Origin of the sequence: Nocardia wallacei (assembly GCF_029869545.1) — a bacterium.
Taxonomy (GTDB): Bacteria; Actinomycetota; Actinomycetes; order Mycobacteriales; family Mycobacteriaceae; genus Nocardia; species Nocardia wallacei_A.
Window position 1 is genome coordinate 1 of the sequence record NZ_JARWQD010000190.1, and the last position, 2,368, is coordinate 2,368.

The 2,368-nt window shown below is 73.8% G+C and carries 2 protein-coding genes and 1 pseudogene; all 3 read right to left on the bottom strand.

The genetic code is table 11. The features are described 5' to 3' along the window. Positions 1–208: 208 nt before the first annotated feature. A complete protein-coding gene (locus tag QH290_RS15880) occupies positions 209–982 on the bottom strand; it encodes a tyrosine-protein phosphatase (protein WP_280383613.1) in 774 nt (257 codons plus the stop codon). Beyond that, positions 972–2,171: a PEP-utilizing enzyme gene (locus QH290_RS15885; protein ID WP_280383615.1), complete on the bottom strand. Its 1,200-nt coding sequence runs from the start codon at positions 2,169–2,171 to the stop codon at positions 972–974. Before QH290_RS15885 ends, QH290_RS15880 begins: the two co-directional genes overlap by 11 nt. 104 nt (positions 2,172–2,275) lie before the next feature. Then, a pseudogene (locus QH290_RS15890) lies at positions 2,276–2,368 on the bottom strand (DUF3043 domain-containing protein); the annotation flags it as partial.

Here is a 2,368-nt window from a genome sequence, read left to right on the forward strand (position 1 = left end):
CTTTCCTCTGTTCGTCGCCTCCGCCCCCGTATTCCTCTGGTCCTCCCCGCGCCACACGTCCTCATCCCGGCCTTCCTTGGACACACCTCCTCATCCCCGGCATGCTTCGCCACACGACCTCTTCCCCGGCATGCTTCGCCACACGACCTCCTCCCCGGCATGCTTCGCCACACGACCTCGTCCCCGGCATGCTTTTGGCCGGGGCCGATCAGTGCGTGAGTACGGCCCGTAACTTCTCCAGCTCGCGTGCGGAAAGACCTTGCGCGCGTAGCCATTCCGCTGCCCCGCCGTGGTCGGCGTGCAGATCTTCCAGAAAGCGGACCATGGTCTCGGGATCGACGGCGAGGATGCCGGTGCCCGCCGCGGGCAGGCCGCGGTAGGAGGGCAGGGCGTCGAGCCGATCCCGGACCCGCCGCATGCGCTCGTTGGTGAGTTCGTAATCGGCGGCGATGGCTTCGGCGGGCACGCCGACGGCGTCCAGGAGCACGGCGGCCAGCACACCGGTGCGGTCCTTGCCCGCGGCGCAGTGGAAGACCACGGCGTGCCGGTCGGAATCGGCCACCAGCCGGGCCGCCGCCACGAGTTCGCCCGCGCTGCCCGCCACCAGCTGGCCGTACAGCTCCACCAGATCCACCCGCGATCTGTCGGGGACCAGGTCGCGCGCGGCCAGCGATGAGTGCGGCGACTTGCGGATCGGCAGGTTCGCCACCCGCACCGGCGCGGCGGCCAGCGGCCCGTAGCCCTCCCGCGCCACCTCGTCGGGCAGCCGCAGATCGATGACCGTGCGCAGCCCGATCGGCCCCAGCAGCGTGGCCAGATCGGACGCGGTGGCGTGCTGCAGCGTGCTGGACCGGTAGACGACGCCGAAACGCGTAGTGCCGCCGCCGATTACGGGAAGCCCGCCCAGATCCCGGACATTGTCGACCGCCTCGAGATCCACCCATCGTCGCGCCGCCGCGGGCCGTCCGGTATCAGTGCGCACGACCGGCCGCCGCCTCCTCGGCCCGGCTCAGCCCGCACAGCCCGATCAGGTCCTCGTGCAGTTCGAACCACACCGTGTGATAGCTGTCCATGACCGGACGCGCCACCCACGCGTGGTCCCCGCCCGCAATGCGTTCGACGGCCAGCTCCAGCCGGTCCCCGTAGCGGTCGAGCCGCGGCGCGAGGGCGGCCAGTCGGCGGACCAGCGGGCGCACCCGCCGATGCAGTTCGGTGAGCCGATCCAGCACGGCCGCATCGTAATCGGCGTCGCCGTGGTCGTTGACCGTCTCCGGATCCCGCATCTGCCAGGCGGTGACGATCTCCTTCAACTCCGCGTTCACCGCGCAGAAGTCCTCGTAGGCCGCGGCGACGGCGGCACCGTCGATGCTCGAACGCTCCTGTGCCAGTTGCCGTTCCAGCTCGACCCGGCCCTCCGGCGTGAGCCGCACCCCGGCCGGGGTGCTCGCGCACAGGCCACGGTCCACCAGTTCGACGCAGCGAGTCTCCATCTCAGGGGTGGCACAACCCAGGCTCGCGGCCGCGGCCTGCGCTGTCACACGGCCCTTCACACCGACCAATCGCAGCAGATCCAGCTCCGTCACCGCGCGCGACCGCCGGTGCGCCACAACCGTTCCCGTGTCCGTGCCGTCGAGCCAGTCGGCCAGCCGCTCGGGCTCGACGTCCGCCCAGCGCGCCAGCCGCCGCACATCGTCGAGGACGTCCGGGTCGACGGCCTGCCCGGCGACCTCCCCCGCCCACACCACACCCGCACCGCCGTCGACAGTGACCGTCCGGCCCGCCAGCGCCGCGACCACCCCGGGCCCGCAGCCGACGACGCACGGGCGCCCGAGTTCGCGGCTCACCAGCGCCGCATGCGAGGTGGCGCCGCCGAGCTCGGTGACCACGGCACGCGCGGCGATCATCCCGTGCAGATCGTCGGGACTGGTGGTGAGCCGGGCCAGGATCACGTCCGCGCCGGCCTGCGCCCGGGCCTCGGCCTCGGCCGGATCGGTGACCACGATGCCGGAAGCCAGTCCGGGACAGGCGGATTCGCCGCGCGCCAGGACCGGTCCCGCGTGGTCGACCGCCGACGGACGCAGCACCGCGCGGATCTGCTCGGCCGTGACGCGTGCCAGGGCCTGCCGCGGTTCCAGCAGCCCCTCCCCGACCATCGCGACCGCGGCCCGCACCGCGGGGGGGGGGGGGGGGGGGGGGGGGGGGGGGGGGGGGGGGGGGGGGGGGGGGGGGGGGGGGCGGGGGGCGGGCGGGTGGTTGGGGGGTGGGGGTGGGGCGGCCGCCCCCGCGCCTCATTCGCGGTCTGGGGGGGGGGCGCGACCGTACCGCGCCGCTTACCCTCGGCATCGCGGCGTTTCGGAGTGGGTCGCCC